Below are 13,195 nucleotides of genomic sequence, written 5' to 3' on the forward strand. Positions count from 1 at the left end.
CGGGCAGGGGGTAGCAGGCCCGCCCGCTGGGAAGCTGCTTTTAGAGGTTGATCCAGCTGGTGCGGACGGGCATGGCTACCGGGTGAGACTGCACCATGGCCGTAGCGCCCAGGGGCGCGCCGGCCGCATTGTGGTAGCGAACCACGTACTGCGGGGCCGCGCCGGGCGGCAGAACAGCCATGTCGAGAAAGGGGCTGCGCGCGTTGCAGGCCACGCACTGCCAGTCTTCCTGCTGGCAGCGGCGGTACACGAAGGCAAAGCAGCCCGCCTTCGTGGTAAACTCCAGGCGGCGGCCGGCCGGCACCAGATGAAGCTGCAGATCAGGTAGAGGGGTAGGAATAGGCATACGGGGCAAGGAGGGCGAATGGATGGGGCAGGTGCCCGAAGCTGATAGGTGCCTAAACGGGCTACCCAGGCCTTTAGCTCCCGGGTTTATACGGATTTCGCCCCCGCGAAAACCCCGATTTTTACGCTCCGTATGCTGCCGCCCCCCGCAGCTGAACCAGAACGTACATAATCGGGGGATTCGCTAACTGCCTTGCCGTGAGCTCGTAAAATGGCACCGAGCGAAACCTTATTGCCCACTTCACTTCTGCCCCCCCCCACTATGACGACCACCTCATCCTACGCCCTGGTAACGGGCGCCACCAACGGCATTGGCTATGAGCTGGCTAAGCTGCTGGCCCAGGACCACTACAACCTGGTGCTGGTGGCGCGCAGCACGCAGGAGCTGGAGCAAACAGCCACCGAGCTGCGCCAGCAGTACGGCGTAGAAGTAGAAACCATTGCCCAGGACCTGTTTCAGCGCGAGGCTCCCTTTGCGGTGTACGAGGCCGTGAAGGCTAAAGACCTGCAGATAGAGGTGCTGGTGAACAACGCCGGCCAGGGCCAGTACGGCGAGTTCATTGAAACCGACATCAACCGGGAGCTGGATATTATTCAGCTCAACATTGGGGCCTACGTGGTGCTTACCAAGAAATTCCTGCAGGAAATGGTAGTCCGCAACCAGGGCAAAATTCTGCAGGTGTCCTCTATTGGGGGGGAGCTGCCGGGCCCGCTGCAGTCGGTGTACCACGGCACCAAGGCCTTTGTTACCTCGTTCACGGAAGCCATCCGGGAGGAAACCAAGGAAACCAACGTGACCATTACGGCCCTGCTGCCCGGCGTTACCGACACCGATTTCTTTAACAAAGCCGACATGACCGAGGCCAAGCTGGTAAAGGAAGGCCACCGCGCCGACCCCGCCGACGTAGCCAAGGACGGCTACGAAGCCCTGAAAGCCGGCAAAGACAAGGTGGTTTCCGGCTTCATGAACAAAGTGCAGGTAGCCGTCAGCAACATCATCCCCGACAGCTTGGTGGCCGCCAACCTGCACCAGCAGGCCAAGCCCAGCGAGAAGTAGTTTCAGCGCGCACCCATTCGTGTTATAGAAGCACCCCCTGCCGCACTTGGTGCGGCAGGGGGTGCTGTGCTTACGAGGGGTAGGAAACTAGCCCGTTACCGGGAAAGTAAGCGTAATGCTAGTGCCCCGCCCGGGCCTGGATTGCAGCGTGAAGGTGCCGCCCAGCAGCCCCACCCGCGTGCGAATACCCGCCAGCCCGATGCCGTTGCCCGGCCCGGCCTCGCTGGTGTCCTCCACGCCCACGCCATCGTCTTCCACGCTTACGTGCAGCATGCCGTCTTCGCGGGCCACCTGCACAAATACCTCCCGGGCCTGGGCGTGCTTTATCACGTTGTTGAGCAGCTCTTGCACGCTGCGGTACACGGTGGTTTCCAGGGGGCGGGGCAGGGCAGCCTCCAGGCCCGAAAGATTCAGGTCGATGGTCAGGGCCTGGGGCGGAATGCGCTTGACTAGCTCGCGCAGGGCCAGCTCCAGCCCGAAGTCTTCCAGGATGCTGGGCGTGAGCTCAAAGGAAATGGCGCGGGTGGAGCGGATGGCGTCGCTGAGCAGCTGCTGGCAGGTACGCAGCTGCTCCGAAGGCGGCAGGGTATCGAGGGTGAGGCGGGTGGCGTACAGCAACTGGCCCACCCCGTTGTGCAGGCTTTCGGAAATGCGGCGGCGCTCCTCCTCCTGGGTGGTCAGGATGGCCGAAAGCACCTCCTGCTGCTGGCGTAGCTTCAGGCGGGTGGCCTCGGCCAGCATGTGGTTACGTTCCGTCACGTCGCGGCCGACTACCAGCACGCCCGTAACGGCTTCCTGGTGGCGCAGGGGCACAAAGTTGAGGTCGAGGGTGAGCGTGCCGCTGGGGCCGGTCCAGTTCAGCAGGGCCGAGGCCTCGCCGGCCAGGGCCTGCCGGACGCGGGCTACTACCTCCGGAATCAGGCCCAGGCTGGGGTGCGCCTCGGCAAAGAAACGCCCCAGAGCCGCGGCCTCGGGCACGCCGGCCAGGGCCACCATGCGGGCGTTCCAGGCCGTGATGCGCAGGTCCGTATCCAGGGCTACCACGCAGTCCACGGTGTTATTAAGCAGGCTCTGGGTGAATTCCTTTTCGGCTTGCAGCTGCACACGGCCTTGCTCGGCCTCTGTTACATCAATGGCAAACAGCACGGCCTGCTGGCGCTGCGCATCGAAGAACCCGTAGTTCTGGTAGTACAGCGTCTGGCCGCCGAGTGCGGCTACATCCAGAAAGGCTACCTGCTCGCCGGCCAGCAGGCGGCGGGTGGGCTCCGTCAGGGACGGAAACACCTCAAACACGCTGCGGCCCACCAGCTCATTGTCCTGCACATGGAGGCGGCGCAGGCCGTGGCCCACTACCTCCAGGCACGTGCCATCCGCCGCCAGCCGACTCAGAATAACGGGCAGATGCACCAGAATGTGCTCCAGCAGCTGGGTTTTGTAGTTTAGCTCCTCCTCGGCCTCGCGGCGCTGGGTAATATCGCGCATGAGCCCCACAAAGCGCCCCGGCTGGCCGGGCGTGCTCTGCACGATTTTGCCTACGGCCGATACGTGACGTACCGTGCCGTCGGGCCACACAATGCGGTGCTCCAGGTCGAAGGGGGCCTGCTCCCGCGCCGAGCGCTGCAGGGCCTCGGTAACGCAGGCAAGGTCGGCGGGGTGAATGGCATCCCTGACAACCTGGAAGGGGGTAGGGCGCGGGTCAAAGGGCCGGCCGAAAATGGTTTGGGAGCGTAAGTCCCAGTACACCTGGTCGGTGGCGTAGTCAATGGTCCAGACGCCGGTTTCGGAGGCGCTGAGGGCCATGCGGAGCCGGTCTTCGTTTTCCCGGATGCGAATGGCCGCCTGTTTTTCCTGGGTGATGTCGCGCCAGGTGGCGAGCACCAGCGGCGTGTCGCTTTTGGGGTCGAGGATGGTGGTGAGCAGGATGTCTTCCCAGAACTCCTCGCCGGTACTGCGCAGGCGGCACCACTCAAAGCGGCAGAAGCCCCGGCGCAGGGTCTCGTCCCAGTAGGCGTTGGCCTGCAGCATCGAAAATTGGCCGTTGGGCTGCTTTTCCGGCGAGAAGGCCGCGGCGTGCCGGCCCAGCAGGTCTTCCTTGGTGCGCAGGCCCAGCAGGCGCAGGGCGGCCTCGTTGCAGTCTAGAAAGTGGTTGTCGCGCAGGAGCAACATACCATCCTGGTTGCGCTCAAACAGAATGCGGAACCGCTGCTCGCTGCGCTCCAGGGCCAGGCGGGCCTGGTGCTGCTCCGTCACGTCAATCAGGGCCAGGCGCAGGCTGGGCGGGCCGGCGGGGGTAGGGCCGGCGGCCAGGGTGCCCTCTAGGCGCACCTGCTGGGGCGCGTGCGGGGCCGTCAGCAGCTGCACGAAAACCGGCGGGGGCTGGGTAAGCTGGGTTAGGGCCTCCAGGTAGGTGGCCAGCTCTGCCCGGAAGTGGGGAGCCACGTACACGGCCAGGCGGCGGCCCACGGCGTGCTGGCGCGGCACGCCCAGCAGCTGGCTGGCCCGCAGGTTGAGCTGCTCAATCTCGCCCTGGGGTGTGAGGGTGCAATAGCCCACCGGGGCAAACTCATAGAGGTCGGCGTACTGGTTGCGGCTGCTTTCCATTTCGGCCTGGGCCGTCAGCAGCTCCTCGTACTGCATTTCCAGCTCAATCTGGTGCACCTGCAGCTCCTGCACCAGCTGCTGCACGGTGGCGGGCGTACCGGGCGGTAGGCTGCTGGTTACGCGCTGGCGCCGCTCGGCCCGCAGGCGCAGCTCCCGCATGGCCGCCTCCGTGCGGCTGGTACCCGGGGTCGGCTCGTTTTCTGACTCACTCATGCGTTCTGAAACCTAAGAAAAGACACTGCCTTGCCTGCCACCGGCGCTTGCTGCCCCGCCGCCCCTGCGTTGCCCTGAACACGTATGGCCAGCTCAACCGGGCGTTACAGCCGGGTTGAGTCGGGTCCCAGGGGCTCCACCCTCTCAATGCCCAGCAGCACCCGGCCGGTACGCTGGCCTTCGTAGAGCAGGCGGCGCCCGTAAAACACCATCTGGCGGGAGGGCTGGGCCGGCTGAGCTACTTCCAGCGGCAGCTGGTCAAACTCCGGGGCCTCGTCGTCAGGGTCGGCGGTGAGCAGCTGGCGCAGGGGCTCCAGCAGCGGCAGCTGGTTCAGGGCCCCGCTGGCCAGCACCGTCAGCGAGGCGCCCTGCAGCTCGGCCATCGTGGCCCCGAAAATCTGGGCGAAAGAGTGGTTCACGAACACCACATTCAGGTCGGCGTTGAGCACCACCACGGGCTGGCGCACGGTTTCCTTCAGGCTGGCGGCCATCTGCACGCTTTCCTGCAGCTCGGCTTCCAGCTTTTTCAGGCCCGTCACTTCCGTAAACGTAATCACGGCCCCGTTGATGTAGTTGTCGAGGGTGCGGTAGGGTAGGATGCGCATGGTGTACCACTCGCCGGAGGTAGCCTGAATATTGGTTTCCACGCTGGTCAGGCGGTCGAGCACCTGCTGCACGTCGCGGAGCAGGTGCTGGTAGCGCAGGTTGGCGGCAAAGTGGCTGAGCGGGCGGCCCACATCGGCGGGCATCAGGTGCACAATGCGGCTGACCGGAGGGGTGAACCGCTTGATGTTCATGCTATTATCCAGAAAGATAATGGCAATTTCGGTGGCGTCCAGCAGGTTCTTCATGTCGTTGGCCGCCTGCGACAACTCGTCGGTTTTGGCCAGGTACTGCATGTTCAGGGTCATCAGCTCCTCGTTCAGGCTCTGCATTTCCTCCTTGTTGGTCATGGCCTCCTCGTTGGTGCTCTGCAGCTCCTCGTTGGCCGACTGCAACTCCTCGTTGGTGCTTTTCAGCTCCTCCAGGGAGCTTTCCATTTCCTCAATGGTGGTCTGAAGGCGGTGCTTGGTGTACTGCAGCTCTTTGTCGAGGGCCGTGACTACTGCGTCGCGGCTCAGGTCGCTGCCCGGGGTGCCCTTGCCCAGGCGCACCTTGCGCGGGGTGGGCTGGTCCTCGAAGGCCACCAGCAGCAACCCGGTCAGGGTGTCGGGCTCCTCCAGGTACTTCACCGTGAGGCGGAGCAGCTGCTGGCCCCCTTCGGTTTTCACCCGCACCTGGTCCAGCACCACGCTCTGGCGGGTTTGGGTGGCCCGGTGCACGGCCCCGCTCAACTCGAAGCTCAAATCCTCGCGGGCCATATCAAAGAGGTTCATGCCGCTCAGGCCGGGGGCGGGCTCCAGGTATTTGCCCGTGCGGCCGTGCACGTACAGAATCTCGCCCTTGGGGTTGATAACCACGGCCGGGGGCGCGTAGGTGGCGAGCAGCGTTTTTTGCACCTGAGCGGCAAAAGGCCCCCCGTCGCGGCGACCCGTAATGGTAGTAGACATAGCAACAGAAGGGTGCGGCGAAGGCAAGTGCTGCCGCGACATAGCAAAGGGAAAATTAACCAGGCGCGGAAGAGAAGAAGCCGTTTCGGTGCGGCGCGAAATCTTCCATTTTACGTCCAGGGGCTGAAACAAATCCTGGAAGGAGGTCAGGTTTTCACTAGGCCCCAGAAACAGCAAACCGCCGGGGTTGATGGCGTAGTGAAACACCGGCATCAGGTTTTTCTGCAGCTCGGCCGAGAGGTAAATCAGCAGGTTGCGGCAGCAGAGCAGGTCCAGCTTGGTAAAGGGTGCATCCTTATTGATGTTGTGCAGGGCGTACACCACCACGTCGCGCACTTCCTTCCGGATCTGGTAGTGTCCGTCCGTCTTATGGAAAAAGCGCCGCAGCCGCTCCGGGCTCACGTCGCCCATGATGTTCTCGGTGTAGAGGCCCATCCGCGCCGAGTCGATGCCTTCGGCCGAAATATCCGTCGCGAAAATCTGCAGCTTAAGGTAGCGGGCGTTGTCCACCTCATCGAGCAGCTCCAGCAGGGTCATGGCCAGGGAGTAAGCCTCCTCGCCGGTAGAGCAGCCCGGGGCCCACACCCGGATGGTGCCGTCGGTGGGCTTGGCCTGAATGACGGGGCGCAGGTGGGTTTTCAGGCTCTCGAAGGCCTCCTGGTCGCGGAAAAACTTCGTGACCCCAATCAGCAGCTCCCTGAACAGCTGCTCCACCTCCTGGGGGTTTTCCTGGAGGTAGCGCACGTAGGCAGTAAACTCCTTGATTTGGTGGGAGTTCATACGCCGCTCGATGCGCCGGAATACCGTGTTGCGCTTGTAGTAGCTGAAATCGTGGCCGGTTTGCTGGCGGATGAGCAGGAAGATTTTCTGCAGGGCGTGGGCCGGTTTGGCCGCCGATTCCTCCTGCTCGCGCACGGGGCGGGCCAGGGGGGGGCGGTCCACGTAGTCCAGCAGCTTGGCCGGCATCAACTCCGGGGCCAGCACAAAGTCCACAAACTCGGTGGCCAGGGCCGCCCGCGGCATGGAGTCGAACAGGGCCGTGGCGGGGTCCTGCACCATCACCATCCCGAAGTTTTCCATCACCAGCTTCAGGCCAATGCTGCCGTCGGCGCCCAGGCCCGAAAGAATCACGCAGATGCCACGCTCGCGCGCGTCCTTGGCCAGGCTCTGCAGGAAAAAGTCGATGGGCATGCGCCGGTTGGGCGCCTGCGTGGGCTGCAGCAGGTAGAGGGTACCGTGCAGCAGGCTCAGGTCCCGGTCGGGCGGAATTACATACACGTGGTTGGGCCGCACCTTTATCCCGTCCTCTGCCTCCGCCACGGGCATGGCTGTAAAGCGCTGCAGCACGGCGGGCAGCTCGCTGGGCTGGGAGGGCGGCAAGTGGGTAACCACCACGAAGGCCATCCCCGAATGCGGAGTGAGGTGGGTAAAAAACCGCTCCAAGGCCTCGAAAGAGCCCGCCGAGCCGCCCAGCGTCACGATGGGAAACTTCTCGGAAGCAGGCTGGGTGCCTTTGCCCGAGTGGGGCTTGGGCGAAGCTTCCACCGGGTGGGCGGCCGCTTCCGCGCCGGGGCCATCCGGCAGGGGGAGGCTTTCCGCGTGGTCGGGAGCCAATGGGGTAAAATCAGGAGTCATGGATGGTAAAGCAAAAGGCCGCAACGGCGCGGGAGCGGCTGGCCGGGTGGGGCTCTGCAGGGGCTCTGGCTACAAAAGTAAAAGGATTGTACCAGTGCGGTTGGCAAGCGCAAGACACGGGTTTTTCCCGAAAAACTAAAGCTCAACCATATACTTGGCCCGGCCCAGGCACGTAGTAACCCCGTAGCTTGGGGAGTTTCTGCCAGGGTTTCCACCGATTTACTTTTTTTACTGTGCCAACTCCCTCCCACGTCATTGTTATTGGAACCTCCGCCGGTGGTATGCTGGCCCTCACGCGCCTGGTGGAGCAGTTGCCGGCCACGCTGCCGGCCGCCGTGCTGGTGGTGCAGCACCTGGCCCCCGATTCCTCGGGTGAGCCCCTGGTGGAACGCCTCAGTCAGCACAGCGGCCTGCGCTGCACCCTGGCCCGGCACGAGGAAACCCTGCAGGCTGGCACCCTGTACCTGGCCCCGCCCGACCGCCACCTGCTGGTAAAAGAAACCCAGGTGCTGGTAACCAAGGGGCCGCGGGAAAATAATTACCGCCCCGCCGCCGACGCCCTGTTCCGCTCGGCGGCCGTGGCTTTCGGGCCCAACGTGGTAGGGGTGGTGCTCACGGGCATGCTCCACGACGGCACGGCCGGCCTAGACTTTATTAAGCGCTGCGGGGGCGTGGCCCTGGTGCAGGACCCGGCCGATGCCGAATACCCCAGCATGCCGGAAAGCGCTATGCGCAACGTGGAGGTTGATTACGTGCTACCCATTGACATGATGGGGCGGGTGCTGCAGGAGCTAGTGGGCATACCCACGCCTGCGCCGGGCTCGGCTTTCATCCCTGAGGACCTGAAAGTAGAAGCGGCTATTGCCGAACGTATCGTGGGAAACATAGAGGATGTTCGCAAGCTGGGGCAGCAAGTGCCCATCACCTGCCCCGACTGCGGCGGGGCTCTGTGGGAGCTCAACCACGGCAGCGTGCTGCGCTACCGCTGCCACACGGGGCACTCCTTCACGGCCGATGCCCTGCTGGAAAAGTCGCAGGATGCCATGGAGGAAACCCTGTGGGTGGCCCTGCGCATGATGGAGGAGCGCAAAAATCTGCTCACCAGCATGGCCTCGCACGGCACCGGGGCCTGGAGCGTGCAGCAGGCCGAAAAGCTGGAGGAAATCAAGCAGCACGTCAACCGCCTGCGCGAGTTCCTGCTCAACGGCGGCCCCGCCCCGGCCCGCCCCGACGGCTCCCACGAAGACGAGTCGGCGCTGCGGTAGCGGCCCCACGCCCGGGCTACTGACCGAAACTATGCACGGCCCGCCGGCAACGGGGGCCGGGTAGTTGACGTTGAGCTAAAGGTAGTTGACGGCGCTACGGTGCCGCCTGTTCTTTCATCTTTACTACCCCTGCTATGGCAACCAAACCCTCAGACCCCTCCGACGAAACGATTTACTCCGACTTCAAGCAGGAAGTCAATATGACGGCTTCGGAGCTGGAAAAGTGGCTGAAAACCGACGAGTCGAAATCCGTGGGCCAGGACAGCGGCGACGGCACCAGCATCGGGCGCCACTCCGGCGAGAAAATCATTGAGATTCTGCGCAAGAAAAAGGCCGACCTCACTTCCGCCGACGAGGAGCACATGCACAAGGTGCACAGCTACATCAGCCGCCACCTGGCCCAGGGCCCCCACGACAAGAAAGACGTGGAAACCTCCCGCTGGCGCTATTCGCTCATGAACTGGGGCCACGACCCGCTTAAGGATAAATAGCCGGCCCACCCGAACCCCCTACACCACAACGGCCCCGCCATCTGGCGGGGCCGTTGTGGTGTAGGGGGTTCGGGTGGGCACAGGAAGTCAGAGTGCCGGAACCAGGGAGGCAGGCAGGTGCAGCCGGAAGGTGGTGCCGGTGCCCAGGGTGCTGCTTACCTCCACGTGCCCGCCGGCTTGCTGCACAATGCGGTTGACGAGGTAAAGTCCCAGCCCGGAGCCGGGCACGTGGTCATGGAAGCGGCGGAACATCTTGAACAGCTCGGGCCCGAAGCGCGATAAGTCCATGCCCAGGCCATTGTCCTGCACCAGCAGCAGGGGGCTACCCCCGGCCGTAAGCCGAACCGATACCAGCACCACCGGGGGGCGGTCGGGGTGGGCGTACTTCAGGGCGTTGCTGATTAGGTTGTAGAGGATGCTCTGCAGGTTAAGCCGCCCGAAAAGCAGCTGCGGCACGGCCGCAAAATCCAGCTCTACCTGCGCCTGCTGCTCCGTTATCTGGTTGCGCATGCTTTGCAGCACGCTTTGGGTTAGCGGCAGCAGCGCCACTACCTCCGCGGGTACGCCCTGCGTTTGCCGCTCGGCCTGCACCACCTGGGCCAGCCCCTGAATGGTGCGCTGAATCTGCCCCAGGGCATCCTCGAACATGTGCATGAGCTGCTCCGCCTCGGGGTCGTGGAAAGTAGCCGTGCGCTTGAGTTCCTCAAAGATGCCGGCCATGTTGTGCACGGGCTGCTGTAAGTCGTGCGAGGCCGTGTACACAAAGTTGTCCAAGTCGCTGTTGATGCGGGTGAGCTGCTGGTTGGTGAGCTCCAGCTGGCGGTTGGATAGCCGGGCCTGCTCGTTGGCGGCCCGTAGCTCTTTGTTGGAGGTAGCCAGCTTGCGACTGGCCAGCTGCAGGGCCTCGGCCAGCTCTTTCTGCTCGTGAATATCGGTGTTGGTGCCAAACCAGCGCACTATCCGGCCCTGCTCATCGTGCAGGGGTAGGGCCCGCACCAGAAACCAGCGGTACGTACCATTGGCCCGCCGGAGCCGGGCCTCTACCTGGTAAGGGGTTGCTTCGGTAAGAGCGATGTTCCACTGCCGGAGCATGAACGGCAAGTCCTGGGGGTGGAAGTACCGGGTCCAGCCCTTGCCTAGCGCCTCCTCCGGGGTGCTGCCGGTAAAGGCGTACCACTGCTCGTTGTAGTAGTCTGCCTGCCCAGCCGGGCTGGTTGTCCAGACGAGGTTGGAAATGGCATTGGTCAGGGTGCGGAAACCCAGCTCGCTCTGCTCCAGTTGACGGCGGGCCTGCTCCAGCTCCGTCACTTCGTAGGCAAACACGATGACGCCATCGATCTGGCCGTTCTCGTTGTAGCGGGGCTGCTGGATGTAGTTGAAGTACCGGTCCCGGGGGGCGTCGGCGTCGGGGTGGCTGAGCGGAATCAGCATGCCCAGCTCCTGGTGCATTTCACCCGTTGCGTACACCTGCCGGAACGTGTGATACACCGGGTGGCGGGCAATTTCCGGCAGCGCCTCCAGGATGGGCCGGCCCAGCAACGCACGCCCGGGGAACAGCCCCTGGTAGCCGGGGTTCACCAGCTCAAATACCAGCTCCGGCCCGCGCAGAATACAAATGGCTGCCGGCGCCTGCATAAACAGCTGCTCGAGGCGGACGCGCCGGCGCTCGGCATCGGCCTGGGCGTGCAGCACTTCCTTGGTGCGAGCCGCCACGCGGCGCTCCAGCTCCGAGGTGTTAATCAGGATTTCGTGGTTGGCCGCCAGCAGTTCCTCGTTCGTGGCGGCCAGCTCTTCGTTGGTAGCCGCCAGTTCCTCGTTGGCATAGCTCAGCTGCCGCTCACTATGCTCCACCCGCTGGCGGGCCAGCACCTGCTCAGTTACGTCGTAGGCAAACACCAGAATGCCGTTTACTTCTCCGGCCTGGCTGCGGGTGGCTTGGTAAATGAAATTGTAGTATCGCTCGCCCAGCCGGCCGCTATTGTCGTGGTCAAGCTGCACCTGCATTTCGGTGGCCCGAAAAGTTTCGCCGGTGCGGTACACCTCGTCGAGCAGGTCAAAAATAGGTTGGCCGGCCAGCTCGGGCATGGCCTCCCGAATGGGCTTGCCCAGCAGCAGTCGGGTGCCCACCAGCTCCTGATACAAGGGGTTTACCAGCCGGAAAACGTGGTCTGGCCCCTCAAAAATGGTAATCATGGCCGGCGCCTGCATAAACAGGCTGTGCAGCTGGTTGCGTTGCGTCTCGGCCTCGGCGCGCGCCGCTTTTTCCCGAGCCTGGCTTTCGCGCAGGGCTTCTTCCACGGCCGTTCTCGACTGCTCGGCCGTGTCCGTGAAGCTCACCAGCAGGCCCTCGCCCACGCGCCGGGCCGACAGGTGAAAGAAGTTATCCAGCCCGTCGCCCTGGTAATTAACGCTGTACTGCTGCTGTCTGCCGGAGGCAAAGGCCTGGCAGTGAAACTCGAACACGCCCGTAGCCAGGGTATGGGGGTAGAGCTGCAGGTAGGTTTGGGTAGGTAGCTCGGTGAGGCCCAGTATCTGCCGGGCCTTGGGGTTGAGCAGGACAAACGTAAAGTCGATGATTTCCGGGCTGCCGGGCCTTGCGTAAACCGGTTTGTAGAGGGCCACCCCCGTTAAGGACACGGCTAGCAGGCCCTCCAGCAGGTCTTCCGGGGGCGTAAGGCTCCGCGCGTCTGCAGAATAGGACGTAGAAGCAGGGAAGTCGGACACAGTTAAGCCAAAAACAGGAACGGTGGGGGTCACTTCAGCTGGCGCCCCAGAGTTCAAAAGTACGTTGAAACTGCTGTTGCAGTTCAATCAGGGCCCGGGCCTGCCCCGGCAGCAGCAAGGGAGCGGGTTGTTGGGATTAGCTGACCGGTGGCTGAATATCCGGCAGGAGGGCCGGAGCGGAAGAGGTGCCCCTCCGCTCCGGCCCTCCTGCCGCTTACAGGGTATTGTAGTAAGTAAGCAGCTTAATCAGGTCGGCTTCCTGAGCCAGGTCGAGCTGCTGCTGGGCTATATACTGGGTTAGGGCCGCCGTGTGGGTTGGGCTCAGGGCCGCCAGAACGGCCTTTTCGCTGAGCCGGATGGGCTGCAGGGTATTGTCGGGCTGCTTGAGGTAGTAGGCCGTGGTTTCCTGCCATACGTTGCTGGGCCGCGTGGCCAAGGACGGGCTGGTGCCCTTCTGAACCAGCATGCGGGTGCGCTGCCGCAGCAGGCCGGTGCGGTCGGCATCGTAGCGAACCTCAAAAAACGGATTGCGGGAAGCCCGCTTTAGCTTTTGCGCCGCCGGGTACTGCCGAAACACAAACGGGCCGCCCTGGGCCGGGTCGCCCAGGGAAAATTCCTGCACGTCGGCCGCCGACAGCTCCAGGGAGTCGGCAGGGGCCCGCCGCCACAACAAGCGGCCGTCCTCGGCCAGGTCGTACTTCAGCCAGGCCTGGGGCACCCGCCCGCGCGTAGTCAGGACGTTGCCCTGGGTCCAGGCAGGTAGCAGATACGGGCTGCCGGTAGTCACTACGGCACCACCCCGGCCCCGGCCTTTGTCCATTTCGCGGCTGATGTATTCGGCGTTGCTGGTCCCGGTAAGGGTCCGGCCAGTTTGGGCCCGCGCGCCTACCGCCGCGCCCGTAAGCAGGATAACAACCAAAGGGAGTTTAAGCAGTGAGGACATAACCAGCAGCAAAAAGAAAAACAACTACCGCCAAAATATAGCGGTTAGGTCCGTAAGTGCGGCTCCTGCCACCCGGCCTAGCTGCTTTCGGCGGTAATATCCTGCACGGCAAATCCGGCGGCCTGCAGGGCCTGCTGCATGGTTTCGCGGCCGGGGTCCTGGGCCGAGGCTACGGCAACTTCCGCCTCGCCGGACTCAATGCGGTCAACCAGCAGGCCCAGGCCCATCAGCACCTGGCGGACCTGCCCAATGCTGTCGGCGTCGGTGAGGGAAGGTATCTGCAGGCGGTAGCGCAGCAGTTGGGTGGGGTTATTGTCGGGGGGTGGGGTATGGGTCATGGGGAAAGGGGGCTAAAAAGGAGGACTCCGGCC

General features: G+C 63.7%; 9 protein-coding genes. 3 read left to right on the forward strand and 6 right to left on the reverse strand.

Annotated features, from left to right (window positions below):
• Window positions 1-40: 40 nt before the first annotated feature.
• Complete coding sequence (locus GGU46_RS18430) at window positions 41-346, reverse strand: hypothetical protein (RefSeq protein WP_183405038.1); 306 nt, start codon at window positions 344-346, stop codon at window positions 41-43.
• Window positions 347-607: 261 nt separating this feature from the next.
• On the opposite strand from GGU46_RS18430, the gene GGU46_RS18435 reads away from it, so the two are divergent.
• The gene (locus GGU46_RS18435; RefSeq protein WP_183405039.1) at window positions 608-1,402 is read left to right on the forward strand and encodes an SDR family NAD(P)-dependent oxidoreductase; all 795 of its coding nucleotides are present in this window, start codon (window positions 608-610) and stop codon (window positions 1,400-1,402) included.
• 87 nt (window positions 1,403-1,489) lie between these two features.
• On the opposite strand, the gene GGU46_RS18440 is transcribed toward GGU46_RS18435, so the two are convergent.
• Together GGU46_RS18440 and GGU46_RS18445 are read right to left on the reverse strand one after the other, a co-directional pair.
• Window positions 1,490-4,216 carry a PAS domain S-box protein gene (locus GGU46_RS18440; protein ID WP_183405040.1) on the reverse strand — a complete coding sequence of 909 codons (2,727 nt, stop codon included), beginning with the start codon at window positions 4,214-4,216 and terminating at the stop codon, window positions 1,490-1,492.
• 104 nt (window positions 4,217-4,320) lie between these two features.
• A complete protein-coding gene (locus GGU46_RS18445; RefSeq protein ID WP_183405041.1) occupies window positions 4,321-7,401 on the reverse strand; it encodes a CheR family methyltransferase in 3,081 nt (1,026 codons plus the stop codon).
• Window positions 7,402-7,634: 233 nt separating this feature from the next.
• Between GGU46_RS18445 and GGU46_RS18450 the strand changes: the two genes are divergently transcribed.
• The gene (locus GGU46_RS18450; protein WP_215906392.1) at window positions 7,635-8,666 is read left to right on the forward strand and encodes a chemotaxis protein CheB; all 1,032 of its coding nucleotides are present in this window, start codon (window positions 7,635-7,637) and stop codon (window positions 8,664-8,666) included.
• Window positions 8,667-8,800: 134 nt separating this feature from the next.
• Complete coding sequence (locus GGU46_RS18455) at window positions 8,801-9,157, forward strand: DUF3140 domain-containing protein (RefSeq protein WP_183405042.1); 357 nt, start codon at window positions 8,801-8,803, stop codon at window positions 9,155-9,157.
• 87 nt (window positions 9,158-9,244) lie between these two features.
• On the opposite strand, the gene GGU46_RS18460 is transcribed toward GGU46_RS18455, so the two are convergent.
• From GGU46_RS18460 to GGU46_RS18470, 3 genes are all read right to left on the reverse strand, one after another.
• Window positions 9,245-11,881, reverse strand: a complete 2,637-nt coding sequence (locus tag GGU46_RS18460) for a PAS domain-containing protein (protein WP_183405043.1) — start codon at window positions 11,879-11,881, stop codon at window positions 9,245-9,247.
• A gap of 214 nt (window positions 11,882-12,095) precedes the next feature.
• Window positions 12,096-12,824 carry a hypothetical protein gene (locus GGU46_RS18465; protein ID WP_183405044.1) on the reverse strand — a complete coding sequence of 243 codons (729 nt, stop codon included), beginning with the start codon at window positions 12,822-12,824 and terminating at the stop codon, window positions 12,096-12,098.
• A 77-nt stretch (window positions 12,825-12,901) separates the two neighbouring features.
• On the reverse strand, window positions 12,902-13,162 hold the full coding sequence (locus tag GGU46_RS18470) for a hypothetical protein (protein ID WP_183405045.1): 261 nt from the start codon (window positions 13,160-13,162) through the stop codon (window positions 12,902-12,904).
• Between the last annotated feature and the right edge of the window lie 33 nt (window positions 13,163-13,195).

This window comes from Hymenobacter latericoloratus, assembly GCF_014199535.1.
GTDB lineage: Bacteria > Bacteroidota > Bacteroidia > Cytophagales > Hymenobacteraceae > Hymenobacter > Hymenobacter latericoloratus.